The organism is Polaribacter sp. PL03, from assembly GCF_033875165.1.
GTDB lineage: Bacteria > Bacteroidota > Bacteroidia > Flavobacteriales > Flavobacteriaceae > Polaribacter.
The window spans coordinates 120,770-144,911 of the sequence record NZ_JAWZSV010000002.1; the positions used below are offsets into that span (position 1 = coordinate 120,770).

The 24,142-nt window shown below is 29.1% G+C and carries 22 protein-coding genes and 1 pseudogene; 12 read left to right on the plus strand and 11 right to left on the minus strand.

The window, feature by feature from the left end; translation table 11 throughout:
- Positions 1–59: 59 nt before the first annotated feature.
- From SHK09_RS03770 to rmuC, 3 genes are all read right to left on the minus strand, one after another.
- A complete protein-coding gene (locus SHK09_RS03770; protein ID WP_319809446.1) occupies positions 60–245 on the minus strand; it encodes a CsbD family protein in 186 nt (61 codons plus the stop codon).
- A gap of 114 nt (positions 246–359) precedes the next feature.
- Positions 360–551, minus strand: a complete 192-nt coding sequence (locus SHK09_RS03775; RefSeq protein WP_319809447.1) for a hypothetical protein — start codon at positions 549–551, stop codon at positions 360–362.
- Between the two features lie 95 nt (positions 552–646).
- A complete protein-coding gene (gene rmuC / locus SHK09_RS03780) occupies positions 647–1,990 on the minus strand; it encodes a DNA recombination protein RmuC (RefSeq protein ID WP_319809900.1) in 1,344 nt (447 codons plus the stop codon).
- 92 nt (positions 1,991–2,082) lie between these two features.
- Here rmuC and SHK09_RS03785 point away from each other — a divergent pair, with 92 nt between their 5' ends.
- Positions 2,083–2,622: a 1-acyl-sn-glycerol-3-phosphate acyltransferase gene (locus tag SHK09_RS03785; RefSeq protein ID WP_319809448.1), complete on the plus strand. Its 540-nt coding sequence runs from the start codon at positions 2,083–2,085 to the stop codon at positions 2,620–2,622.
- A gap of 139 nt (positions 2,623–2,761) precedes the next feature.
- Here the strand turns inward: SHK09_RS03785 and pepT are convergent, their stop codons facing one another.
- From pepT to SHK09_RS03800, 3 genes are read right to left on the minus strand one after another with little or no spacing between them, the layout of a single operon-like run.
- On the minus strand, positions 2,762–4,003 hold the full coding sequence (gene pepT, locus SHK09_RS03790) for a peptidase T (RefSeq protein WP_319809449.1): 1,242 nt from the start codon (positions 4,001–4,003) through the stop codon (positions 2,762–2,764).
- Positions 4,003–4,578, minus strand: a complete 576-nt coding sequence (locus tag SHK09_RS03795) for a hypothetical protein (RefSeq protein ID WP_319809450.1) — start codon at positions 4,576–4,578, stop codon at positions 4,003–4,005. The genes pepT and SHK09_RS03795 overlap by 1 nt, the downstream gene beginning before the upstream one ends.
- Positions 4,568–5,608, minus strand: a complete 1,041-nt coding sequence (locus SHK09_RS03800) for an oxidoreductase (protein ID WP_319809451.1) — start codon at positions 5,606–5,608, stop codon at positions 4,568–4,570. The genes SHK09_RS03795 and SHK09_RS03800 overlap by 11 nt, the downstream gene beginning before the upstream one ends.
- A 45-nt stretch (positions 5,609–5,653) precedes the next feature.
- Here SHK09_RS03800 and SHK09_RS03805 point away from each other — a divergent pair, with 45 nt between their 5' ends.
- The gene (locus SHK09_RS03805; protein ID WP_319809452.1) at positions 5,654–6,622 is read left to right on the plus strand and encodes a patatin-like phospholipase family protein; all 969 of its coding nucleotides are present in this window, start codon (positions 5,654–5,656) and stop codon (positions 6,620–6,622) included.
- Positions 6,623–6,677: 55 nt separating this feature from the next.
- Here the strand turns inward: SHK09_RS03805 and SHK09_RS03810 are convergent, their stop codons facing one another.
- Together SHK09_RS03810 and SHK09_RS03815 are read right to left on the minus strand one after the other, a co-directional pair.
- Positions 6,678–8,159 carry a S41 family peptidase gene (locus SHK09_RS03810; RefSeq protein WP_319809453.1) on the minus strand — a complete coding sequence of 494 codons (1,482 nt, stop codon included), beginning with the start codon at positions 8,157–8,159 and terminating at the stop codon, positions 6,678–6,680.
- Between the two features lies 1 nt (position 8,160).
- Positions 8,161–9,615: a S41 family peptidase gene (locus SHK09_RS03815; RefSeq protein ID WP_319809454.1), complete on the minus strand. Its 1,455-nt coding sequence runs from the start codon at positions 9,613–9,615 to the stop codon at positions 8,161–8,163.
- A gap of 166 nt (positions 9,616–9,781) precedes the next feature.
- Here SHK09_RS03815 and SHK09_RS03820 point away from each other — a divergent pair, with 166 nt between their 5' ends.
- The 10 genes and pseudogenes from SHK09_RS03820 (at position 9,782) to SHK09_RS03865 (ending at position 21,753) form a co-directional block, all read left to right on the plus strand.
- Positions 9,782–10,291 carry an RNA polymerase sigma factor gene (locus SHK09_RS03820; RefSeq protein ID WP_319809455.1) on the plus strand — a complete coding sequence of 170 codons (510 nt, stop codon included), beginning with the start codon at positions 9,782–9,784 and terminating at the stop codon, positions 10,289–10,291.
- Positions 10,278–10,712, plus strand: coding sequence for a hypothetical protein (locus SHK09_RS03825; RefSeq protein WP_319809456.1), 435 nt, complete (start codon positions 10,278–10,280; stop codon positions 10,710–10,712). The genes SHK09_RS03820 and SHK09_RS03825 overlap by 14 nt, the downstream gene beginning before the upstream one ends.
- A 40-nt stretch (positions 10,713–10,752) precedes the next feature.
- A complete protein-coding gene (locus tag SHK09_RS03830; protein WP_319809457.1) occupies positions 10,753–11,259 on the plus strand; it encodes a DUF4252 domain-containing protein in 507 nt (168 codons plus the stop codon).
- Between the two features lie 67 nt (positions 11,260–11,326).
- The gene (locus SHK09_RS03835; RefSeq protein ID WP_319809458.1) at positions 11,327–11,869 is read left to right on the plus strand and encodes a DUF4252 domain-containing protein; all 543 of its coding nucleotides are present in this window, start codon (positions 11,327–11,329) and stop codon (positions 11,867–11,869) included.
- 82 nt (positions 11,870–11,951) lie between these two features.
- Positions 11,952–13,523 carry a S41 family peptidase gene (locus tag SHK09_RS03840; protein WP_319809459.1) on the plus strand — a complete coding sequence of 524 codons (1,572 nt, stop codon included), beginning with the start codon at positions 11,952–11,954 and terminating at the stop codon, positions 13,521–13,523.
- A gap of 190 nt (positions 13,524–13,713) precedes the next feature.
- On the plus strand, positions 13,714–16,155 hold the full coding sequence (locus SHK09_RS03845; protein ID WP_319809460.1) for a M1 family metallopeptidase: 2,442 nt from the start codon (positions 13,714–13,716) through the stop codon (positions 16,153–16,155).
- A 255-nt stretch (positions 16,156–16,410) separates the two neighbouring features.
- Positions 16,411–16,908, plus strand: a complete 498-nt coding sequence (locus tag SHK09_RS03850) for a T9SS type A sorting domain-containing protein (RefSeq protein ID WP_147112978.1) — start codon at positions 16,411–16,413, stop codon at positions 16,906–16,908.
- 1,517 nt (positions 16,909–18,425) lie between these two features.
- Positions 18,426–18,680: pseudogene (locus SHK09_RS03855) on the plus strand (phage tail protein); the annotation flags it as partial.
- 7 nt (positions 18,681–18,687) lie between these two features.
- Positions 18,688–20,370 (plus strand): S8 family serine peptidase, encoded by a 1,683-nt coding sequence (locus SHK09_RS03860; protein ID WP_319809461.1) that lies wholly within the window; start codon positions 18,688–18,690, stop codon positions 20,368–20,370.
- Between the two features lie 129 nt (positions 20,371–20,499).
- Positions 20,500–21,753, plus strand: a complete 1,254-nt coding sequence (locus SHK09_RS03865) for an NAD(P)/FAD-dependent oxidoreductase (RefSeq protein ID WP_319809462.1) — start codon at positions 20,500–20,502, stop codon at positions 21,751–21,753.
- A 191-nt stretch (positions 21,754–21,944) separates the two neighbouring features.
- Here SHK09_RS03865 and SHK09_RS03870 read toward each other — a convergent pair whose 3' ends face one another.
- From SHK09_RS03870 to SHK09_RS03880, 3 genes are all read right to left on the minus strand, one after another.
- Entirely contained in the window at positions 21,945–22,595 is a 651-nt protein-coding gene (locus SHK09_RS03870; RefSeq protein ID WP_319809463.1) for a peroxiredoxin-like family protein, read from the minus strand.
- Positions 22,596–22,871: 276 nt separating this feature from the next.
- On the minus strand, positions 22,872–23,450 hold the full coding sequence (locus SHK09_RS03875) for an NAD(P)H-dependent oxidoreductase (RefSeq protein ID WP_319809464.1): 579 nt from the start codon (positions 23,448–23,450) through the stop codon (positions 22,872–22,874).
- Positions 23,451–23,512: 62 nt separating this feature from the next.
- Positions 23,513–24,076, minus strand: coding sequence for a Crp/Fnr family transcriptional regulator (locus SHK09_RS03880; RefSeq protein WP_319809465.1), 564 nt, complete (start codon positions 24,074–24,076; stop codon positions 23,513–23,515).
- Positions 24,077–24,142 lie beyond the last annotated feature (66 nt).

Sequence of the window (24,142 nt, forward strand, 5' to 3'; positions counted from 1 at the left end):
AAAAAAAAAGCATCAAGTTAAAACTTGATGCTTTTTTTTTATTTTTATATAAAAATTGTTTACCAACTTTTTACTTCTTTTTCAATTGCTTCACGAGTTTCCCCATACTTTTCTTGAATTTCTCCAACTAACTTATCAAAAGATCCTTCTGTTTCTGTAGATTTATCATTGGTAATACTACCAAATTTTTCTTTAAATTCTCCTTTAATCTGTTTCCAATTCCCTTGTGCTGTATCCTTGTTCATAATCATTTCGTTTGTGTACTTATAATAGTACTGGTTAATAATAGTACAAATTTAAAGAGATAGTTTATAAGGTATTAATCGTATCCATTAAAATTTTAACTCATTAGATACTTGTTACTTATTTTCAGAATTCTGAATTTTATCTGCAATAGCACCATCATCATCAGTAGCACTTTGTACTTGATCTTTTAGTATGTCTTTGTCTTCACCTTTTAATCTGTCTTTACTACTATCTTTGTCTTTATAACCAGTTTTTACAGTTCCTTTTAGTGGGTGTAATCCTCTTTCATGTTTTATGTCTGACATATTTTTTATTTTTAAAGATTAATAATTACATCAAAATTAAAAAATATGACAATCTTAGATTAACTAAAACCCTATAAATAGTAACTCATTAGCAATTAATCATCTGTATTTGCACGTTCTATAATATTTTCTGGAATCGATTTTTTAGCTTTTGCACCCATTTTCTTTAACTTCTCTACACTTGTAATTATATTCCCTCTTCCTTCAACCAACTTATTCATTGCATTAGAATATTCTTTTTTACTGTCATCAATTTTCTTCCCTATTCCTAATAAATCACTTAAAAGCCCCTGAAACTTATCATACAAAGCACCCGCTTGTCTTGCTATTTCTAAAGCATTTCTTTGTTGTTTTTCATTATTCCACATTGTATCTATTGTACGTAGTGTTGCCAATAGGGTAGAAGGTGTAACAATTACAATGTTTTTTTCGAAAGCTTTATTATATAAATAGGTGTCAGAATTTAAGGCAACTGCAAAAGCCGGTTCTATAGGAATAAATAAAAGCACAAAATCTGGAGATTCAATTTTGTAAATGTCTTCATATTTTTTATCACTTAATTGTGAAACATGCCTTTTAAGAGAGGCTACGTGTTCTTTTAAAAATCCTTCTTTTAAAACAGCGTCTTCTTCATTAATATATTGCTCGTAAGCAACTAAAGAAACTTTAGAATCTACAATCATTTTTTTATTATCTGGCAAGTGAATTACAACATCTGGCAACACACGTTTCCCTTCATCATTCGTAAAGCTTTGCTGTACAAAATACTCTCTATCTTTCTCTAAACCAGATTTTTCTAAGACGCGTTCTAAAACTAATTCACCCCAATTACCTTGCATTTTATTATCGCCTTTTAAAGCTTTGGTAAGATTTAAGGTTTCTTTACTCATTTGCTGGTTTAATTCTTTTAAACCAATTATTTGCTGACGTAAAGCTGCATGGTAATCGATACTTTCTTTGTGTGTTTTTTCTACTTTATCTTCAAATCCTTTAATTTTTTCTTGTAACGGACTTAGTATATTCTTTATGTTTTCTTGGTTTTGTTGTGTGAATTTTGATGATTTTTCGTCTAAAATTTTATTTGCCAAGTTTTCAAATTCTTTTGTGAATTTTTCATTTAATTTCTCAACTTCACCTTTATTTTCGGTTAGCTTTATTTGTAGATTTTTTATTTCTGAATCTTGCCTTGTATTTGAAGTAATTAACCGTTCTTTTTCTTCTTGATTATTTTTTAATTCTTTTTGAGACTCTATAAAATTATTTTCTGTGATATCTTTAGATTGTTGTAGTAAGGTTACACGCTCTTCTAAAGTAGATTTTTCTTTCTCTAAAAGAGTTTTTTCTTTTTCGAAATTTAATTTAGACAAAAGTTTTCCAATGAATACGCCTACTAAGGCGAATACAATAGCAATTAATAAGTATGTAATTATTTCAGTCATCATGTCAATTTAAGTGTTTAAATTTATCACTTTAAAAAACAACATAAAATATTTATATTATATTGTTGTAAACAATTAACTAAAAGAAATTTTTGAAAACAATATCTAAATTTATTTTATACACTATTTTAGGTTGGAAACTGGAAAACGATTTTCCGCAACAACCTAAAAAATATGTTGTTATAGCAGCACCACATACAAGTTGGATTGATTTTCCTATTGCAATTTTATCTAGAATGTCTTCTGGTACTATGGTTCATTTTATTGGTAAAGGCTCTCTTTTTAAATGGCCTTTTGGGTATTTTTTTAAAATGTTAGGAGGAACGCCAGTAGACAGAACACAAAGTAATAATATGGTAGACGCTGTTGTAGCTGTTTTTAATTCTAAAGAAGAGTTTAGATTAGGTATCTCTCCTGAAGGAACTAGAAAGAAGGTAGAAAAATGGAAAACAGGTTTCTATTATATTGCTAAAGGAGCAAAGGTACCAGTAGTTATGGCTACTTTAGATTTTGAAAATAAAAAGATAAAAATTTCTGAACCTTATTATACAACAGACAGTATAGAAGCAGATTTTAAAGTGTTTAAGGCCTTCTTTAAAAATATAAAAGGAAAAAAACCTGAATTATCTTAAATAATTGCTGTTTAATGAATAAATTTTATTAAATTTGCGACTGTAAACCGTTTTTAATAGAGATTAGGGGCTTTATTATTAGTAATTTACAAATAGCATACGCTATGAAATTAGTCTTCAGTTTACTGAAGACTTTTTTTTATGCATTTTTTTCTGTAACTTTTTTAACAATTCCTACTATTACTTCTGTAGCTTTTATCATAGATTCTACAGGTAAATACTCGAAACGGCCATGAAAATTGTGTCCTCCAGCAAAAATATTAGGACAAGGCAAACCTTTAAATGATAACTGAGAACCATCTGTTCCTCCTCGAATTGGTTTTATAACTGGCGTAATACCTATTTCTTTCATTACTTCTTCTACCAAATCTACGATATGCATTACCGGAACAATTTTTTCTTTCATATTAAAGTATTGATTTTTAATTTCTACTTCAATTAAATTTTGCTCTAGCTTTTCATTAAAATCAAATGCAATTTTCTGCATTAAGTATTTTCTCTTCTCGAATAAATCTAAATCATGATCTCTAATAATATATTCTAAAACGGTTTTCTCTACATTTCCATTCATATCATGTAAATGAAAGAAACCTTCATAATCTGTTGTTTTTTCTGGCACTTCTTCTTGCGGAAGTGAGCTCATAAACTCATTTGCAATTTGCATCGAATTTATCATTTTTCCTTTAGCATAACCAGGATGTACAATTTTACCTGTAATAGTTACAACAGCGCTTGCAGCATTAAAATTTTCATATTCTAATTCTCCAATCTGACTTCCATCCATTGTATACGCCCATTCTGCATCAAATTTATTCACATCGAATTTATGTGCTCCCTTACCAACTTCTTCATCTGGTGTAAAACAAATTCTAATTTTACCGTGTTTTATTTCTGGGTGCTGAATTAAATACTCCATTGCAGTTACAATTTCTGTAACACCAGCTTTATCATCTGCTCCTAAAAGCGTTGTACCGTCTGTAGTTATTAAAGTTTGCCCTTTATACTGTAATAAATCTTCGAAATAATCTGGAGAAAGAATAATGTTCTTTTCTTCATTTAAAATGATATCATTTCCTTGGTAATTTTCTACAATTTGTGGTTTTACATTCTTTCCTGTAAAATCTGGACTTGTATCTATGTGCGCAACAAAACCAATTGTTGGCACTCTATGTTCTATATTGCTTGGTAACGTTGCCATGATGTAGCAATTTTCATCTAAATCTACATCTTGCATTCCTATATTTTTTAGATCTTCAACTAAAACTTTGGCTAAATTCCATTGTTTTTCTGTGCTAGGAAAAGCAGGATTGTTAGGATCTGACTCTGTGTCTATAGTTACGTATTTTAAGAATCTATCGGTTATAAGTTTTTTCTCAATCATTATTGCTGTATTTTAATTTTCTCTATTAAAGTTATCGCTTTGCAAAGTCTTTCGTCAACTAAAGAATCACCGTAAATTTCTGCTTTTACAATTAAAGATTGTTCTTTATTTAGATTCGTGAAAATTTGTAAAGATTTGTATCTAAATTTTCCTTTTTTACCAATGGAAATTACATAGTAACTTGGTTTATTTAGAAATGTAAATTCTTTTGCTTTTTTTTGAATTAGTTTATTAGATAAGTTTTCGTGCTCTATTTTTAGTTTAAAAATATCGTTAATTTCTATGGAATTAGAAATGTAATTTACATCTAAGAGAATGGCATTTGTTAATTGTTTTGTAGTATCTGCTGTGTAAATAGAAGATTGTATTTCATCTGTATAAACACTAGTTTTCCAACTTGTTGGTAAGTTAATAGAAAAATTATTTTCTACATCTTTTACTTTTTTTAAGTCGTTAAAGAAGCTCTCCTTACAATTAAAATCTTCTTTTAGTGTAGATTGTTCATTACAAGAATAAAGTAGAAGAGATGCTATAAAAACGAATATTACCTTATTTATTACTTTGTTATAATTCAAGTTTTCCTATTTTTTGATGTCCGCTTAACCAAGCAGTATTTTTATCTATAAATTGTATAGCGTAATAACTATCTTTAGAAACTTCCGTCCAAGTTAATCCGCCATTATTAGAAAAAGAAACACCCGTTTTACCAACAGCAAAAACTTCTTTTCCGTTTGTATTTGGTACATATTGCACACAACTTTTGTAATTAGGGTTTTCATTGTTGGCTATCAACATCCAAGTTTTTCCACCATCTGTAGTAATAGCTTTATTTGCTTTGTTTTCTAAAGGTTTAGAATAATCTCCACCAATTGCAATACCATTTTTATCATCAATAAAATCGATAGAATATATTCCTTGTGGTCCGTTTCCTTGAATTATTGGAGTCTCGAAAATTTGCCAAGTTTTACCATAATTTGTAGACTTTAAAACTCTTGCTTTACTACCACCAGAAGCAATAAAAACAGTACTTCCTATTGTTTTAATGTTGGTGTTACTTGCTGCAAAAAAAGCTTCGCCTTCTATTATTTCTGGTAAATTTTCACACGGAATTTTATTCCAAGTTTCTCCACCATCTTCGGTTATAATTATAGATGCACATTCATCTGTAGGATCTCCTACAGCGATTCCATGCATATTATCATCAAAAAAAGTAAGTGCATCGTAAAAAACTTTTTCATCTTCTTCTATATATTGCAATGTCGCTTCGTCTTCAGAAATCTTATATAATAAAGCTGGGTTTCCTATTGATAATGCAAAATAATCTGAGCCATTAAAAGCTAAACTTCTAAAATTAGGAATTATTGAATCTTGGTATCTAATATTTAAAGTACTCCAAGTTATACCGTTGTCTGTTGTTGTACCAATATTACCGTTAGAGCCTGCGTAAAAGAGGTTTTCGTTGTCTACTGCTTCAATTGCTCTAATACTAGAACTATCTACTTTAAACTCTTTAATGGTAATTTTTTCTATATTTCTTGGTTGATATTCTTGTTTACAAGAGATTAAAAAAAGGAAAGTAAAAATAATAACGATTATTCTTTTCATTTTTGATATTTTTATGCGACTAAAGTAAACAAATCATAATAAATAATGAAAAAAGCATTGGTAATTTCTGGTGGTGGAAGTAAAGGCGCATTTGCAGGCGGAGTTGCACAATACCTAATGAAGAACGAAAATAAAAAATATGATTTGTTTTTAGGAACTTCTACAGGAAGTTTAATGGTTTCTCATTTGGCTTTAGGAATGATTGATGAATTGAAAGAATTGTACACTAATGTAGATCAGGAATCTATTTTTAGTAACAATCCTTTTAAAATAAAGAAAGTTGCAGGAGAAAAAGTAATAAGTATTAATCATTTAAATACTTTTTGGAACTTTCTTAATGGTCGAAAAACTTTTGGAGAAAGTAAAAACTTACGTTCTTTAATTAAAAGAAATGTTACCAAAGAAATGTACTCTAAAATTAGAGAAACGAATAAAGAAGTAGTGGTTACCGTTTCTAATTTAACCGCAAACCAAATAGAATATAAGTCTATAAACGATTGTACTTATGAAGATTTTTGCGATTGGATTTGGGGTTCTTGTAATTATGTACCTTTTATGAGTTTGTTAGAAAAAGATCATTGCCAGTATGCAGATGGTGGTTTTGGGTCTTTAATACCAATTAGAGAAGCTATTTTAAGAGGCGCAACAGAAATAGATGCAATTATTTTAGAAACAGAGGTTAGTCAGATTAATAAATTACCAGCTACAAATCCTTTTTCTTTATTGTTTGATGTAATGGATTTTATGTTAGTTCATGTAGAAAGACATAATATTACTATTGGTAAATTAGCTGCATCTAATAAAGACATTAAATTGAACTTGTATTATACGCCAACCGTTTTAACTACAAATTCATTAGTTTTTGATGAAAAATTAATGAAGAAATGGTGGAAATCTGGCTTTAAATATGCAAAATCTAAAGATGAAGAGAAAATGAGTGAGTTTAGACCAGATGTACTTACAGATAAAGAGATTGAAGATTCTGCCGAGGAAGCACAGAACTTAAATATTTAACATAAAAAAAATCTAGCATTTGCTAGATTTTTTTTTTATTTACAGTGTTAAAGTTTTATTGTCTTAATTCTGAATACATATTATTACCAGCTGGAGTTGCTAACTTAGAGTTAAAGACTTCTTCTGTTTTTATAAAATTATCTTTCTTAGAAAATGTTTTTGCTCCTGTAGAAATATACGTTAAAGTTCTATCTAACAAAGGATCTGTTCTTTCACCTATAACACCTAAATTACCAATATTTTCGGCTAAATTAATTCCTGTAAAGTTTGTTCCAGGAACAATTCCGTTAGGGTAATTTTTATCGTCTTTATTCTTAATTTCTAAAACTAAAGGCTGCATTGCATAGGTGTGCTTTGTATTAAGATTAGTACCACTTCTTTGTAAATTATCTGAGTCATATAATGTTATAGAACCAACTTGTTTTCCTACAGTTGTTGTTCCAACAACCTTTACATCTATGTGCGCATCTAATGCATTTATAACTAATTCTGAAGCAGAAGCAGAACTACCTGAAACAATAAAATAAACTCTTTGTAGATTTAAACTGTTTATTGCTTCATTAACTGTAACGTTGTTATCGCTATCTGTCTTTACAATTGTTGTAGGGAAATTATTGATAAAATTATCAGCAGAAAAAGCATCATTAATTTTACTATTCCATACTTCTTTAGAATATATTTCCCCAGAAAATTGACCAGTTATCATACTGCCTAAATAACCTGCAGTATTTGTAGAACCACCACCATTGTATCGTAAATCTATAATTAGATCGTTTATTGCTTCATTTTTAAAAGTATTAAAAACTGCATTTAATTCTTGGTCGAAAGAGCTAGAAAATTGATTATACATTAAATAACCTATTTTCTGTGTACCATCTTTAATCACTCTAGAATCTGCTATTGGGTTTTCTTGAACTTCTGTTTTATTTAAACTAATAGTTGTGTTATTTGCAGTTGGGTTTCCTGCATTATAATCTGCAGTTCCAATAGAAAGAGTAGTAGCATCACTAAATAATAAGTTTCTAAAATTACTATCTGTAAGTTGTGTGCCGTTTACAGAGTTAAAATACATTCCTCTTGTAATACCTAGTGTTGCTGCGCTAGAATTTGGAATTACATAACGCACATAACCATAGATATTTGTGCTGCTATTTGTATATCTAACCAAACCAAACTCCATACCAGTACTTAAGTTTATTCCTTGAAAAGAATTTTCTAAAGCAACATAATCATCAACTATCCAAGAAAAACGGTCTATAGTTCCTGGTTGATTTAGTAAGCTATTAAATGTTTCGTCTGGTGTTGCATTACTTCTAAAAAAGGTGTACAAATCTTCTAAGTCATTAAACCTATTGTCTGCTAAATTTGGCACATCTGCTTGCCATAAATAATAGGTGTTTAAACCTTTCCATATAAAATTATTAATTTCATCGTTTGTGGTAACCGTAAATTCTTCACTTAAACCGTTTTCGTTTTTACTACAAGAAACTGTTAAAAATAAAACTGAAATTAAACTTGCTAAAATATATTTCTTCATATTAATTGGTGTTTGGTAAATCTTGTTCTATAAATACTCCTTTATCAACTTCTCTTTGATTATTAATAGAGTTGTATAAGAATGTATAATTATTAGGGTTACATGCAACATTTGTACCAGTATTATTAGAGGTAACATATTCTAAAACCCTATCTAATATTGGTTCAGAACGTTCTCCTAAAATACCTAAGTCTAATATATCTTCATTTGGGCAAAGAGTTATGTTGGGTGTAAATCCGTTTTCATATGTTTGGTCGTCTTTATTATAGAAACTTAACACAATTGGTTGTAAAGCTACTGTGTGAGTTTCATTTCTTAACGGAAAATCATAATCTTCAGAATTGTATAAAGTTATAGAACCTGTGTTATTACCAGTAGTTTTTGCACCAATAATATGCACGTTTATGTAGGGTTTTAGGCTATTAATTAATAATTCGATAGCAGAAGAACCTCTAAAATTATTACCGTTTAAAATAATATAAACATCTGTTAAGTTTAAACTATTAAACTCTGTTGTTGAATTTAACTTTGTAGGAAATTTTGTAATTAAAGAATCTGGCTGATTTGCTTCAAACCAAGGTTGTGCTTTAGAATTCCATTCTTCTTTTGTAAAAACATTGTCAGAGAATTGACCTGTAATCATACTCGCTAAGTTGGTTATGTTTTTAGCAAAACTACCACCAGAAATACTATATCTTAAATCTAAAACAAGTTCGTTAATAGATTGATTTTTAAAGTTTAAAAAAGTATTATTTAAATTATTTATTGAACTCTTAGACAAGTTATTGTTGTACATTAAATAACCAATGTTATCTGTACCAATAGGAAAGGTTTTTTCTAAAAAGGCAGTATCATAACTGTAATTTTCTTTTTCTAAAGAAACAATTTTAGTAGTAGGTGTTACTGTTGTTCCGTTAAAATTTACCATTGTTAAATCAAAAGAATCTGTACCATTTATTAACAAATCCTCAAAATTTGTTTGTGTAAGTTGAACGCCATTTACTGCGTTAAAAAATTCACCTCTAAGTATACTTTTTGAAGTTGCATTAGAATTTGGTAAAATATGACTTACATAACCAATTATGTTTTGTGTACTTCCTGGTTCAGCAATAATACCAAATTCCATTCCGTTTAAAAAACCACTTCTTGGTATTTCTACATTTAAGTCTGAATAATCTTCTAATAAAGACGATTTTTCATCCGTAGAAATTAATAAATTAGAGAATAAGGTTTCAGAATCTGCAAAACCGCCTAAATATGCATTTAATTCTTGGTCTGAATTAAAACGTCTGTCAGACAAATCTGCAATTTCATCTTGGTGTAAATAATATGCGTTTAATCCTTTCCAAACAAAATCTTGTACTACTAAATTTTCTGGCAAAGTGTATTCTTTAGAACATTGTGTTAAAAAAATAGCAACAATAACAATATAGGAAGCTTTTAAGAGGTTTTTCATTTATAAAATATAAGAATTGTTTAATAAATCTAACGCAATATAAATAGAAATAGTATTATTTTTAAATTCTATTGTAACAAATTAAATTGTGGGTCGTCGTAATAATGTAAACCCGATAATATAATAGTAAAAATTAAAAGGTTTACAATTAACCAACCTAACCAAAATGAACCAGTCAGACTTTTTAAAAGTTGTTTTACCATTTAAAGATAAGGTCTTTAGATTAGCAAAAAGATTGTTAGTTTCTACAGAAGAAGCTGAAGATGCTACTCAAGAACTGATTTTTAAATTGTGGAGAAGCAAAGAAAAAATTGCTGATTACAAAAATGTTGAAGCATTTGCTATGACAATGACTAAAAATTATTGTTATGATAGATTAAAATCTAAGCAAGCAAGTAATTTAACTTTAGTACACAGTAATTATCAAGAAAAAGAAACGTCTTTAGATAAGAAGCTTGAATATCGAGATAGTGTAAACCAAGTACACCTATTGATAGAAAAGTTACCAGAACAACAGAAAATTATTATTCAGTTAAGAGATATTGAACAATATGATTTTGATGAAATCTGTAAAATGGTAGATATGAAACCAACAGCAGTGAGAGTTGCATTATCTAGAGCAAGAAAAACAATAAGAGAACAATTAATTAAAAAACACAACTATGGAGTTAGCTAACATAGAAAAATTAGTAGAAAAATATTTAAACGCAGAAACTTCTTTGCAAGAAGAAACAACCTTGAAAAACTATTTTACAGAAGGTAATGTTGCACCACATTTGCAAGAATATGAAAGTATGTTTAACTATTTTGCTATTGCAAAAGATGAAACGTTTACAAAAACCTTAAAGTTAGAACCTAAGAAATCTAAAAAAAGAAACTTAAAATGGTTATCTGTAGCAGCATCTGTAGTATTACTAGTAAGCGTATTTGTAGGCAAACAACAGTATGATAAGAATCTACAAAGAAAAGAAGCGCAAAGAATTTACGCACAAGTAAGTAAAGGCTTAGAGTTATTATCTACCAATTTAAGAAAGGGAGAGCAAGCTGTAGCAACTTTACACACGTATGAAAATACAGTAAACAAAATATTAAAATAAAACCAAGTAAAAATTAGTAAAACCAAGTAAAACAGAAATTATGAAAAAAATAGTATTATTAATAGCGTTTATTGTTGCACCGATGGTAACAAGCGCACAGTCTTTATTCGATTCTTTAGAAGATTTAGATGGAGTAGATATGGTAGTTGTTACCAAAGATGCTTTCGAACTTTTATCTAAATTTAGTCCAGAAAAATTTAAAGACAGCGAAGAAATGAAGGTCTTTGAAATGGTAAATGATTTAAAAGAGTTTAAAATGTTTTCTACAGATGATAAATCGATTGCAAACAAAATGGAAACAATGGTAAATTCATCTATCAAGAAACAAAATTTAACGCAATTAATGCGAATTAAAGAAGACGATTCTCGTATTAAAATTTACGTAAAATCTACTAAAAACAAAGATTTTGTAAGTGAAGTTTTAATGTTTATTAAAGGAATAGATAAAAGAACGAAAGGAGTATCTGAAGCGATGATTATTTCTTTAACAGGAAACATCGATATTAATAAAATGTCTGATTTAGCAGATACTTTTACCAAAAAATAATAAGTAACAACTTGTAGCGTCAGGTTTTTTTTCTAAAACCTGACGCTGCTTTTTAAAACCCAACCAAATGAAAAATTTAACCAAAATACTTTCTATATTAACTTTAGTTTTAATGATAACTTCATGTAAAAATGAAAAATCTTTACAAAGTTATTTGGTAGATACAAGTGGAAAAGAAGGTTTTTATACTGGTGATTTACCAGTAGGTTCTGTACTTTCTGCTAAAGCAGATGTTTCTGAAGATGTAAAGAAAACCATAAAAAGTATTAAGAAAATAAATGTTGCCTTTTTACCTAAAACAGCAGAGAATACAGCTACTTATGAATTAGAAAAAGGAAAACTTAAAGCTATTTTTGCAGATAATAATACGTACAAGAGTTTAATGTCTATGAAGGCAAAAGGAATGAATGTAAAAGTGTTTTATTCTGGAGATACAGATTCTATAGATGAAGTAATTGCTTTTGGCTATGGAGATAAAGCAGGTGTAGGTGTTGCAAGATTATTAGGTGAAAATATGAATCCTGCACAGATAATACAAATGTTAAATAGTGTAGATATTGATGCAGATAGTGCTTCTTTAAAACAGTTTTCTAAAATGTTTAATAAATAAAAAATAATTACATTTAGTATAGAAAAAGCCTCAACTTCGAAAGAAGTTGAGGCTTTTTTAGTTATTTTTAGAAAAAAATGTAATGAAACTAAGATTATTAACAATATTATTTTTTATTGCTATAAGTTCTTGTGTTAGTGTTAAAAAACACAATGAACAAATTTCTAAATTACATGCTGTAAAAGATTTAAGAAAAGATATTGATGAATTATATCTAGATCTCAAAAAATACCATCCAAAATTATATCAATATAAAAGTAAAGAGGTTTTAGATTATAAGTTTGATAGTTTAAAAAAATCAATAAACAAACCTTTAAACAGTAGAGAATTCTATAGAAAAACGGCAACTATTATTGCGCAAATGGGGCATGGGCATACTAGTATTAATCCACCAGAAAAAAAAAGAACTAAAGAAGAGCGCAAACTTTATGTAAAACAGAAAAATGAGTTTAATACATTAGGTTTTGAATCTTTAAATAAAAAAATATTTATAAGTGGTGTTCAAAAATCAGATAGCCTATTATTAGGTGCACAAGTACTAAAAATAAATAATGAAAGTATTTCAGATATTCTTGTAAATTATAGAAAAACGTTTTCTTCAGATGGCTTTAATACTACATTTTATGATAAAGTAATTGGTAAGCATTTTAAAAAATTATATTTAAAAAATAATGGTAGGGTAGATAGTGTTCAATTAACGCTAAAAATTAAAGATTCCTTATTTAACAAAACCTTTAAAAAAGTTTTAAGAAAAAGAATTAAACGAACTGATGTACAAAAAGATTCCGTTAAAATTAAACTGAACAAAAAGGAGAAAAAGGCTAAAAAAATAGCAAGAAAAAAAAGAAGAAAGTATAATAAAATTCATGGCTATAATTATGAAGACAAAACTTACAATAGAAATTTAAAATTTATAGGTAAAGACACAACAGTTGCATATATAAAGATTAGAAGCTTTTCTAAAGGAAACTATAAAGATTTTTATAAACAGACCTTTACAGAATTAGCTAATAAAAAAACACAAATTTTAATTATAGATCTACGTTATAATGGTGGTGGTAGAGCTTTAGAAATTAATAACTTGTATTCTTACTTAGCAGATAAAGAATTTCAATTTTTTACTAGAAGCGAAGTGAATACTAGAATACCGGTATTAAAAGCTATTATGACCAATACTACAACAATATATTCTAAAATAATTGTTGGGTTCGCTTCACCTTTTGTAGCATTTTATAGAGCATTTAAAGTAGAAAAAGAAAATGGACAATTGTATTTTAATTATAAAACCAAAGTGCAACAACCTAATCCTTTAAATTTTAAAGGTAAAATTTACGTTTTAATTAATGGTTATTCATATTCAGCTTCTGCTATATTAGCATCACATTTGCAGGGTAGCAAACGCGCATTTTTTGTTGGTGAAGAAACGGGTGGTTCTTATAACGGAACTGTAGCGGGTTTTATGCGAGAACATGAATTATCAAATTCTAAAGTTAAAATTAGATTTGGTGTTATGCATCTTGCGGCTCCCTATAAACAAAAACCAGATGGTTATGGTATTAAACCAGATGTAGAAATTACGCCAACTATAAAAGATCGATTAAGTAAAACAGATCCTGAATTAGATTGGATTTTAAAAGACTTAGAAAGTAAGTAGCACAGGTTCTATATTTTTTAAACCATGTATTAGAAGCTTCAGTATTTTTATTTTTTAATAAATAAAGTAATTGTTTTATTAATTTTATCTCTTTAACACCTGTATTTGGTACGTTTTTTGAATTTAACTGCTCATTAACAAGTTCTATCTTCATATTTAGTATTTTTGAAGTTAGAAGAAAACATTATTTATGAAGATTAAAAATTGGTTCCTAATACTATTTGTAGCAATTACCACAGTTGGTTTTTCTCAAAACAACTTAATTTATAAAGCAGAAAGAGAAAAAACACACACTTTAATTCATACAAAATTAAAAGTAGATTTTAATTTTTCTAAAAAACAATTAAATGGTGAAGCTTGGGTTACTGCAAAACCTTATTTCTATGCTAGCAATCAGTTTATACTAGATGCAAAATCGATGTTGATTCATGAAATTTCTTTGAATGGTAGCAAATTAGATTTTGATTATGATGATTATAAAGTAACAGTAAAACTTCCGAAGAAATACACTAAAGAAGAAGAATTTACAGTCTATATAAAATATACTGCAAGACCAGAAAAGGTAAAAGAGCAAGGTAGTGCAGCAATTACTTCTGCAAAAGGCTTGTATTTTATAAATGCAGATGGAGCAGACAAAAATAAACCTACACAAATATGGACACAAGGTGAAACGGAGGGAAGCAGTTGTTGGTTTCCTACGATTGATGCTCCTAATCAAAAATCTACAGAAGAAATTTACATTACGGTTCCTAATAAATATATAACACTTTCTAACGGAGCGTTAATTAGCCAGACTAAAAACGGAGAAAATAGAACAGATTATTGGAAAATGGATAAGAAACACGCACCTTATTTATTCTTCTTAGGTGTTGGTGAGTTTGAAGTTATTAAAGACACGTACAAAGACATTGCAGTAGATTATTATGTAGAAAAAGAATACGCAAAATATGCCAAAGATATTTTTGGTAATACCCCAGAAATGATGCAGTTCTTTTCAGATAAATTAGGGGTAGAATTTCCTTGGAACAAATACAGCCAAATTGTTGTTAGAGATTATGTTTCTGGTGCAATGGAGAACACAACAGCAGTTGTGCATGGAGAACAAGCTTACCAAACAAAAGGGCAGTTAGTAGATGAGAATAAACATGAAAACACAATTGCTCACGAACTATTTCATCATTGGTTTGGAGATTTAGTAACCTCAGAAAGTTGGTCTAATCTTACTTTAAATGAATCTTTTGCCAATTACAGCGAGTATTTGTGGCAAGAATATAAATACGGACAAGAAGCTGCAGAAATGCACATGACAGAGAACGTGAAACTATATTTAGATGAGCAAGAATCTGATAAAAAGTTGGTTCGTTTTAATTACATAGATAAAGAAGACATGTTCGATTTGGTTAGCTATAATAAAGGTGGTGCTATTTTACATATGCTGCGAAATTATATTGGTGACGAGGCTTTTTTTATAAGTTTAAAAACATATCTTAATAAGTATAAGTACAAAGCTGCAGAAGCGCATCAATTACGTTTAGTTTTTGAAGAAGTAACAGGTAAGGATTTAAACTGGTTTTTTAATCAATGGTATTTTGGTGCAAATCACCCAAAAATAGATGTTTCTTACGATTACAATAAACTAAGAAAAACAGTAACTGTAAATATTCAGCAATTACAAGCAGAAGATTTTCAATTCCCTATAACTTTAGATATTTTCGAAGGAAATAAAAGAAGAAGAGAAACGGTTTTTGTAGAAAATAATGATGCTTCTTTTACTTTCGATTTTAAGACACAACCTACTTTAATTCAAGTGAATGCAGATGGTGTTTTATTAGCAGAAATTAATGAAAACAAAATATTAAGTGATTATATTTTTCAATTAAGGAATGCCCAACATTACGCACACAGAAAAGAAGCTTTACTAAAAGTTGCTAAAAAACAAGATGATAAAGATGCTTTTAATGCTGTTGTAGATGCTTTAAATGATTCTTCTTTTAAAATTAGAGTTTTAGCTTTAGAAAAAATCGATTTAATTAATAAATCTACTAAAAAAGAAGCGATTAGAAAAATTATGCAAGTAGCAAATTCTGATAAAAAAACATTGGTACAAGCTGCAGCTATTGAAACTTTAGGGAAATTAACAGATCCAGAATTAAAAGAGATTTTTGTAAAAGGTTTAGAAAGTGAATCTTATGCAGTCTTAGGTAAATCTTTGGTTGCTATGTACTATGTAGATAAAGATTTGGCTTTAAAAAAATCTAAAGAATTGCCAGACGAAGTTCGTAAAATATTAGCAACGCCATTAACAAAGATTTTTATTGAATCTAATGATGAAACAGAATTGCCTTTTATAGCAAAAAGTGTGGTTTCTGGTATGTTCTTATCTGGAGCAGGACCAACAAAGGCACTTTATGAAAAAGCTTTTGCAATGATTTCTAAAAGTAATAATATGGAAGCTGTTCAGAATATGGTAGTGGATATGGTAGCTAAAGGGAATCAATACAAAAAATTCAGTTTCGATAAAGTGGTTATTAATTTAATGAGAACTATGATTAAAGATCAAGAAAAAAGTGATAATTCTAATAAAGAAAGAAATATTGCAATTGTAAAAGAAGGAATGATGGGTTTATTATAATCTCTTCACATAAACTTATATCTATTTAGAAAGAATACTTTAACTTTTTAAATATTAAGAACATAATAATCACTGCTTTTAGAATAATGTATTACTTGTAATTTACAAGTATTAACAAATCATTAAATAAGGTTAAAAAAAAGCAGGTATAAATACCTGTTTTTTTTAACTAACTAAGTATAAGTAGTTTTAGAGTAGATTTTTTAATTATTTTTAGCGCACCTAACTTAATAATAATTAAAAAACTATTTAAAAATGAACCTCAAATTTTACAGTAACAAGCACTTTTATCCCCTTGTGTTGGTACTTTTTTTTGCATTTAATATATCTGCACAAAATGTATTGCTATCTAGCTATGGGGAAAGTAAAAATAATACCGGGCAAGTAAGTTATTCCGTCGGTCAAATAATAAATAACGTTACATCTTCATCAGGTAAATCTTCAATTTCTACTAGTATACAACAACCTTATGAAGTTTTTAAAGTATTAAATGCAGACAATAATAGCATTGTTCAGTTAATACAACCTTTTCCGAATCCTACTAAAGATATTTTAAATATTAAAGTGAACAACTTTACAAAAGGTAGTCTAAAATATCAATTATATAATATTAAAGGAGCCATGGTAGATAGTAGTACTATTGATTCTTCACTTTCTTTAATTTCAATGAAAAATAAAGCAATCGGATTTTATTTTTTAAAAATAATCAACAACCAAAACTTAGTTCAAATATTCAAAATAGTTAAAAAATGAAAAAAATATACTTTCTATTAACAGTCTTTTTAATTACAGCAAATGTATTTAGTCAAAGTCCTAATAAAATCGGTTACCAAGCTATTGTAAGAGATGCAGATAATAAGTTAATTAAAGAATTACCAATAGGTTTACAGATTAGTATTCTGCAAGGATCTGAATCTGGTTCGAGTGTTTATTCAGAAACACATGCCATAGACACCAACATGAATGGTTTAATGAGTGTTAATATTGGTAACGGTAATAATCCATCAACTATTTTTAAAGAGATTAATTGGGCAAATGGTCCTTTCTATATTAAATCTGAAATAGATATAGACGGAGGTTCTAATTATACAGTTATTGCGACAAGCGAATTATTAAGTGTTCCTTTTGCTTTATATGCATTATCTTCTGGAGATTCTAAAACAGGAGCTCAAGGAATTAAAGGTGAAACTGGAGACAAAGGAGATACCGGAGCAACAGGAACGCAAGGTTTAAAAGGTGAAACTGGAGACAAAGGAGATACTGGAGCAACAGGAACGCAAGGTTTAAAAGGTGAAACTGGAGACAAAGGAGATACCGGAGCAACAGGAGCTCAAGGTTTAAAGGGTGAAACTGGAGCAATAGGAACTCAAGGTTTAAAAGGTGAAACTGGAGACAAAGGAGATACTGGAGCAACAGGAACTCAAGGTTTAAAAGGTGAAACTGGAGACAAAGGAGATATTGGAGCAACAGGAACTCAAGGTTTAAAAGGTGAAACTGGAGACAAAGGAGATACGGGAGCAACAGGAATTCAAGGTTTAAAGGGTGAAACTGGAGAGAAAGGAGATACTGGAGCAATAGGAATTCAAGGTTTAAAAGGTGAAACTGGTGACAAAGGAGATACTGGAGCAACAGGAATACAAGGTTTAAAAGGTGAAACTGGTGACAAAGGAGATACTGGTGACAAAGGAGATACCGGAGCAACAGGAACTCAAGGTTTAAAAGGTGAAACTGGTGACAAAGGAGATACTGGAGCAACAGGAATACAAGGTTTAAAAGGTGAAACTGGAGACAAAGGAGATACTGGAGCAACAGGAGTTCAAGGTATTAAAGGTGAAACTGGAGACAAAGGAGATATTGGAGCAACAGGAGTTCAAGGTATTAAAGGTGAAACTGGAGACAAAGGAGATATTGGAGCAACAGGAACTCAAGGTTTAAAAGGTGAAACTGGAGACAAAGGAGATACCGGAGCAACAGGAATGCAAGGAATTAAAGGTGAAACTGGAGTAGCTGGAATTCAAGGAGTAAAAGGAGAAACAGGAGATACTGGGGCTGCAGGAGTTGATGGAGATGATTTGGCTTTACCAACAGGAAGTAATGGTGATTTAATTACAAATGATGGTACAAATTGGGTTGCTAAAAGCCCTGTAATAAATACAATAGCAGCACAACAAGTTCAATCTAGAGATCCTTATTTAGCTGTAAATTATGTAATTGCTTTGCAAGGTATATTTCCTAGTAGAAGTAGTGCTGACCCTTTTATAGCAGAAATAATGATTTTTGCAGGTAACTTTGCTCCCAGAGGTTGGGCGTTTTGCGATGGGCAACTACTACCTATTAGCTCATATCAAGCATTATTTTCTTTAATAGGTACTACTTATGGTGGAGATGGTAGATCTACATTTGGATTACCAGATTTAAGAGGTAGAACAGCTGTCCACGAAGGTTCTGGTCCAGGTTTGTCTAATATTAGGTTAGGACAAAAATCTGGTAATGAATCGATTATAATACCAGCTCATACCCATACAATTACTTATGAATAAAAAAATAATAGTATTTATTTTTATTAATAGTATTTTTATTATAAATAATATTACTGCTCAAAAGTCCACAAATCTATCAGATTTATGGGCTTTTGATATGTTAGAAATACCAAAAAATAAAATACAAAAAGAAAAGCTACATAAAATTACTGTAGCAGTAATAGATGATGCTTTTTCACTTTCGCATAAATCTATCAAACCATTTTTGCATAAGTTAGAAAATGAAATACCAGGTAATTTTTTAGACGATGATGGTAATGGGTATGTAGATGATGCTTATGGTTGGGATATAGCAGATAATGATAATGATGTAAGTATAAAAATTGGTAAAGAAGCAATTTTTTATCACGGAACTTGGGTTGCCAGTATAATTACCCAAATTGTAAAACTACATTATGGTAAAGAGGCAGAGAACCTTGTAGAAATTATGCCAATTAAGGTTTTAGAAGATAAAGCTATTAATAGTGCCATAAGAAAAGGGTATTTAGGAATTAAGTATGCTATAGATAACGGTGCAGATATTATTTCACTTTCTTGGAGTGGTGGTAATGTTACTTTGCAAGAAAAAAATATTATAGCAGAGGCTTATGCTAAAGGTATAATTATTGTTGCTGCAGCGGGTAATTTTAATGAACGCAAAGTTCTATATCCTGCAAATTTTAATAAAGTAATTGCTGTTTCAGGAATTGGTGCTAATTTAAAAAAATATAAAGAAGCTAATTATGGCGATAATATAGTGGTTACGGCTCCTGCTGTTTATGTAAAAGGAGCACATCCATCAAAAGACAATGCTTATTTTCATGAAAACGGAACTTCTGCTTCTTCTGCAATAGTAGCAGGTGTAATTGCTATTTTAAAAACTAAAAATCCGTTATTAACTTCAGAAGAATGTGAAACAATTTTAACTAATTCAGCCATATTAAATTCAAAAGATATTAATTTTAAGGGTTTATTAGGTGCAGGAAGTGTTAATGTAAAAAGGGCGCTAATTGCATTAGAAAAACCTTTAGAATATCAAGATTTTACAAAATCTAAAGCAACTTTAATTTGGACGAATCAAAATAATAATCAATTATTAAAAGTGAATTCTTTGGTAAGTTTAGAAGGTTATTTTATAAAACCAAATGTTAACCATGTAAAAAAGAAATCTAAAAAAAGTTTTCATATTTTTCTAAAAGATACACTTTGGAAAAAGTACTCGTTTGAAAAAATACCAGAAAAAATATTAATCCCAAATAAAACATTTTCTATTAAGACATTAGGCAAACTTAAGAAGAAAGATCTATTTACAATTTCTTATGCCGCAAAAATAATAGATTCTACAACTTTATATTGCAGAGATATTACCTATCTAAATGATAAAAAAGGAACCGTTAGTGATGGTAGTAAAACCAATAACTATAGTAATAAATCTTCTTGTAAATGGCAAATTACAGCACCTAAAGGGAAAAAAATTAAGTTCAATTTTATTAAGATGAATACACAGGGAAATGTTGATTATGTTTACTTAGCAGATGGTAAAAGCTTAATACCTAAAAACATATTTGCTAAATTTAGTGGAAATTCTAAGCCACCAGTAGTTATTTCTAATACAAATGATGTATTGGTTTGGTTTTTATCTGATAAGAAAAAAACACAAAAAGGGTGGGAGTTTGAATATGAATTTATAGATTAAATCTAATTTTAAATACCATTTTTCAATTCTTAAAAAGACTTAAAATTATATTTTAAGTCTTTTTTTTATACAAGTATTAATGTAAATTTGATGGTGATATCTTTTATATAAGGATTAAAAGTAAAATACATGATTAATAAAGAGTATAAAATACATATTGTTGGTGCTGGTGTTAGTGGTCTTGTAGCTGCTAGAGTTTTAGAAAATAATGGATTTTCACCTGTTATTATAGAAGCTACAGATACAGTTGGTGGAAGAGTAAAGACAGATATTGTAAATGGATTTCAATTAGATCATGGTTTTCAAGTTTTGTTAACTGCATATCCTGCGGCTCAAAAATACCTCGATTTTAAAACGTTGCAATTACAACGTTTTTTGCCAGGAGCTTCAATTTTTAAAAACAAAGAACAAAAAATAATTGGAGATCCTTTAAGAGATTTTTCTTTACTTTTTTCTACATTATTTTCTGGAATAGGTAACTATTCGGATAAGCTTAAAATATTAAAGCTGAATAGTTATTTGAAGAAAAAAAAGATTTCAGATATTTTTACAGAGAAAGAACAAACTACATATTCGTATTTAAAAGATTATGGTTTTTCTAATGAAATGATTTCAGATTTCTTTCAACCTTTTTTTAGTGGTATTTTTCTTGAAATAGAATTAGCAACCTCTAGTAGAATGTTCGAGTTTGTCTATAAAATGTTTGGTGAAGGTGATGCAGCAATTCCAAAAAAAGGTATACAGGCAATACCAAACCAATTACAGCAAAATTTAAAAAACACTACTTTTCTATTTAATACAGAAGTAGCATCAATAAAAGACGGAATAGTTACTCTTAGTACTGGAGAAAAATTAGAAAGTAATTTTACAATAGTTACTGCAAATGCTAGTCATTTAATTTCAAACTTAAAAAACCAAGCAACTAAATGGAAATCTTGTAACACGCTTTACTTCGAAACAGAAAAGAGAGTGATTTCTAAGAAGTTAATTGGTCTTATTCCTAAAGGAGATACTTTAATAAATAACATTTTTTACCACACAAGTTTAAAAACGGATACAAAAACAAATAAAGAATTATTGTCTGTAACCGTTATCGATTCTAAAAATATTTTAGAAGAGAAGCTTGTAGAACAAGTAAGAAAAGAACTAAAAGAATATTGCAATATCGATGCAGGTGTTTTTATAAAACTTTATAAAATTTCGAATGCATTACCTAAGCTTAACAACTTGCAATATGAAATGTTACCGTCGGAAACTCGCTTAACAACCAATGTGTTTTTAGCAGGTGATGTGCAATTAAACGGTTCTTTAAATGCTGCTATGATTTCTGGAGAAAGAGCTGCTTTAGGTGTTATTGAAACAATAGCAAATACTATTTCATAGAGTTTAACAATACGCTGGTATAAAAAGAAGAAAAAGGTTTAAAAATAATAAGAATAATTAAAATGCTGTAATTCAGAAACTCATTTTTTAGCAGCTAAAGAGGAATCGTTTTTAAAGATCAAAAATTTTAAAAAAAAACGAGCCTCCAGAATTGTCTAAAATACTGAAAGCTTTTTTTCTTAATTTTATACTTAAGCTAGTTTTTTTATAGCCTCAATAATCTCTTCTGGTTCAGAACGTATTCTATAATCAACATTTACGTAATTCCAAGTAACAACGCCATTACGACCCAATATAAATGTAGCCGGAATTGGTAATACACTGCCATTTCCATTATTTATTTTTTCTAAATCTAGCTTACGATCTACACGCATGTGTTCTGCTAAAAACTCTGGCACTTCAAAAGCTACACCGTATGCTGTTGCTACTTTTGCGTCTTGATCTGATAATACTATAAAATCCATTTCACTAATCTCACTTTTTGTTAATGAGCCGTCTGGTACTTGCGGACTAATAGCAACTAATGTAGCACCTAAAGCATTTATTTCACTTAATCTAGCTTGTAATGCTCTTAATTGTAAGTTGCAATACGGACACCAATCTCCACGATAAAATGTAACCACAAGAGGACCATTATCTAATAACGATTTTAAAGAAATTAATTTTCCTTCGGCATTTGGCAACTCAAAATCTGGTGCTTTTTTACCAATTTTTAGGGCATTTTTTCCTTTCTGAAAAGCTTTTGCTTCCTCAATAATAGCATCAACACCATTCATAAAATCAGGATTATTTTTTCTTCCTGATGCAATTTTAGCATCTGTTTGTTCTCTTAGGTTTTTCATTGTTTGCTGTAATTAGTTTTTACTAATATTTCAAATGTAAATATTTATAATACTGTTTTATGTGAAAGAAATATTAAAACTTAAAAACTGAATTCTTATTCGAATTAAGAGAGTGCTTTTTTAGAAAAACCAAAGTTGATTAAAAGCAAACATCCAGCATTGTATAAAAATGTTGGATGTTTGTTTTATTAGTTGCTGATTTTTTAAGATAGATTAGCAAGTTTTTTTGGACTAGGCGAGAAGTAAGCTATAAATTATATACGGTATTGACAATAGTTATTTAACGCTTTCGCCTAACAAGGTTACTTTATTTAACCACTTTGCTCTAAAAGCAGAAGTTGAATTTTTTATTGAAGCTATATATGTTGTTTTTACAGGGTTTATTCCACAAAATTTTAGTGTTCCGCTTTTTAACTGGTTTATTGCCGGACTTTTCATAACCAGAAAATCATACCATTTTGGTGTATCTGCGGTAATAATTAATCGTGCAGATTTTCCTTTCAGTAGTTTTTCGGGTAATGCTTTTCCGGCAATAGGTAAATATGTAATTGATGGTAAAAATATTCTGTCTATAAAGCCTTTCATAAGTGCAGGATATCCATACCACCACATTGGAAACACCCAAACAATATGATCTGCTTTTTTAATTTTTTCGATGGCTAAAACTAAATCAGGCTCCAATTCCATTCGTTTGCGATACCCAAATTGCAAATTAGGATTAAACTCTAATTCTGCAATGTTAATTTTAGAAATTATAGCATTTGTTTTACTTACTCCTTTTAGATAAGCTTCTGATAATGCATAATTAAAACTCTCTTTATCAGGATGTCCATTTATTATTAGTACTTGTTTCATAATTGTTCTTTGTTTTGTGCAAAGAACAATACTTCTGTACTTTTTTAAAAGGACATATGTCTCTAATTCGTAATTGACTTTCTTATTCTGCTTAAATGTCTTTGGGTAATGCCTAAATAGGAAGACAAAAAGTTTAAAGGTATTGCTTGTAAATATTCTGGCTGATTTATAAGTAAATCTTTATATTTTTCTTCTGCGGATTCTTTTTGCAACAAGAAAACTCTTTTTTCCATTTTAATGTATTCTTGTTCTGTAATTAATTTAAAAAATTTTAGCCAATTGGTACTCGATTTCTCTAATAGTAAAATTTCTTCTCTAGATATCGTTAATAATTCTATAGCTGTTAATGCCTGAATATTTTCAATAGTTTTTGTTTGAGACAAGAAAGAAGAGTAGGCGCTAACAAATGAATTAGAAAAAGTAAAACAATAGGTAACTTCTTCTTCTGATGAAGTGTAATAAAACGACCTGAACAAACCAGAAACTACAAATGCGACTTCTTTAGATGTTTGACCTTCTTTAATGAAAAAATCACCTTTTTTTAATTGCTTTTTCTGAACCTTACTTTCAAAAAGATCGATTTCGTCTTCGGTTAAAATACCAAATGTCTGTAGGTAGTTTTTCATTTTTTTTGTTAATGGCTAGAATTTATTATAAGAAAATTAGTGAACAAGTACTAGAAGGCCTTATTC

What these genes read in the sequence shown, in the direction of transcription:
- SHK09_RS03770 (WP_319809446.1), bottom strand. Translation starts at nt 245, where the DNA reads ATGAACAAGGATACAGCACAAGGGAATTGGAAACAGATTAAAGGAGAA.
- SHK09_RS03775 (WP_319809447.1), bottom strand. Translation starts at nt 551, where the DNA reads ATGTCAGACATAAAACATGAAAGAGGATTACACCCACTAAAAGGAACT.
- rmuC (WP_319809900.1), bottom strand. Translation starts at nt 1,990, where the DNA reads ATGACTGAAATAATTACATACTTATTAATTGCTATTGTATTCGCCTTA.
- pepT (WP_319809449.1), bottom strand. Translation starts at nt 4,003, where the DNA reads ATGATTGAGAAAAAACTTATAACCGATAGATTCTTAAAATACGTAACT.
- SHK09_RS03800 (WP_319809451.1), bottom strand. Translation starts at nt 5,608, where the DNA reads ATGAAAAGAATAATCGTTATTATTTTTACTTTCCTTTTTTTAATCTCT.
- SHK09_RS03805 (WP_319809452.1), top strand. Translation starts at nt 5,654, where the DNA reads ATGAAAAAAGCATTGGTAATTTCTGGTGGTGGAAGTAAAGGCGCATTT.
- SHK09_RS03810 (WP_319809453.1), bottom strand. Translation starts at nt 8,159, where the DNA reads ATGAAGAAATATATTTTAGCAAGTTTAATTTCAGTTTTATTTTTAACA.
- SHK09_RS03815 (WP_319809454.1), bottom strand. Translation starts at nt 9,615, where the DNA reads ATGAAAAACCTCTTAAAAGCTTCCTATATTGTTATTGTTGCTATTTTT.
- SHK09_RS03820 (WP_319809455.1), top strand. Translation starts at nt 9,782, where the DNA reads ATGAACCAGTCAGACTTTTTAAAAGTTGTTTTACCATTTAAAGATAAG.
- SHK09_RS03825 (WP_319809456.1), top strand. Translation starts at nt 10,278, where the DNA reads ATGGAGTTAGCTAACATAGAAAAATTAGTAGAAAAATATTTAAACGCA.
- SHK09_RS03830 (WP_319809457.1), top strand. Translation starts at nt 10,753, where the DNA reads ATGAAAAAAATAGTATTATTAATAGCGTTTATTGTTGCACCGATGGTA.
- SHK09_RS03835 (WP_319809458.1), top strand. Translation starts at nt 11,327, where the DNA reads ATGAAAAATTTAACCAAAATACTTTCTATATTAACTTTAGTTTTAATG.
- SHK09_RS03840 (WP_319809459.1), top strand. Translation starts at nt 11,952, where the DNA reads ATGAAACTAAGATTATTAACAATATTATTTTTTATTGCTATAAGTTCT.
- SHK09_RS03845 (WP_319809460.1), top strand. Translation starts at nt 13,714, where the DNA reads ATGAAGATTAAAAATTGGTTCCTAATACTATTTGTAGCAATTACCACA.
- SHK09_RS03850 (WP_147112978.1), top strand. Translation starts at nt 16,411, where the DNA reads ATGAACCTCAAATTTTACAGTAACAAGCACTTTTATCCCCTTGTGTTG.
- SHK09_RS03860 (WP_319809461.1), top strand. Translation starts at nt 18,688, where the DNA reads ATGAATAAAAAAATAATAGTATTTATTTTTATTAATAGTATTTTTATT.
- SHK09_RS03865 (WP_319809462.1), top strand. Translation starts at nt 20,500, where the DNA reads ATGATTAATAAAGAGTATAAAATACATATTGTTGGTGCTGGTGTTAGT.
- SHK09_RS03870 (WP_319809463.1), bottom strand. Translation starts at nt 22,595, where the DNA reads ATGAAAAACCTAAGAGAACAAACAGATGCTAAAATTGCATCAGGAAGA.
- SHK09_RS03875 (WP_319809464.1), bottom strand. Translation starts at nt 23,450, where the DNA reads ATGAAACAAGTACTAATAATAAATGGACATCCTGATAAAGAGAGTTTT.
- SHK09_RS03880 (WP_319809465.1), bottom strand. Translation starts at nt 24,076, where the DNA reads ATGAAAAACTACCTACAGACATTTGGTATTTTAACCGAAGACGAAATC.